This is a genomic window from Legionella bozemanae (genome assembly GCF_001648595.1).
In the GTDB taxonomy this organism is placed as follows: domain Bacteria; phylum Pseudomonadota; class Gammaproteobacteria; order Legionellales; family Legionellaceae; genus Legionella; species Legionella bozemanae.
Window position 1 is genome coordinate 1 of record NZ_LBAW01000090.1, and the last position, 752, is coordinate 752.

Consider the following 752-nt stretch of genomic DNA (forward strand, 5'->3'; position numbering starts at 1 on the left):
AAATTGCGGAGATTTAAAAATGATATAAATCAGATATGGTAAGGGTTCTTAATATATTGCTAATTAGTCATATATTATTTGGTAAAAAAGATATCCACAGATAAGAGATGGAAAAAGAATTTAGACATGGATATGTTATACAAATAAAAAATAAAAAAACAGTCTTGACTCGCACTATTTTTACTTTTTATTTTGTCTCGATGCTTGGTTAAACTTTGTGCTTAAAAAATAACTCTTCTCGGAAAGAGTAGAAAGGCTAAAAGGTAGGTGTATTACGAATCAGGACCCATAGCTCATGGATTAATCTGCAAAAGGCTATTTAATAAAAAATATTCAGTAAAATAATTTTCAAAAGAACCCACTAAAGTACCCAAAACTATTTATATTTATGAAAACCTTTAACCCATTGATTTTATTGATAGACCGTATAGGGATCGAACCTATGACCAAGAGATTAAGAGTCTCCTGCTCTACCAGCTGAGCTAACGGCCCGTTTTAAAATGAATTATAAAGAGAACTATTAAACCGTCATAACATGTCAACTACCATTAAATAGTAGCTGATATCGATAAATTTTCCAACCCTAACTCTGCTCCTAAAATTGTTTTAGATATGATTGATTTTTAATGCATATTTGTATGCAAGTTAAGTTATTTTGACTGAGGTATCGTCGGTTTTTTATTTAAATTTCTCTACGTACCGCGCATAAAGCCTGAGAGATAGACAAAAAAATTTGGTTTAAGGCATTGAAA

Annotated in this window: 1 tRNA gene; it reads right to left on the reverse strand. The window is 30.5% G+C overall.

Going from position 1 to position 752, the window contains the following annotated elements:
* Positions 1–419: 419 nt before the first annotated feature.
* A tRNA-Lys gene (locus A8O27_RS18180) sits at positions 420–492 on the reverse strand.
* Positions 493–752: the final 260 nt, after the last annotated feature.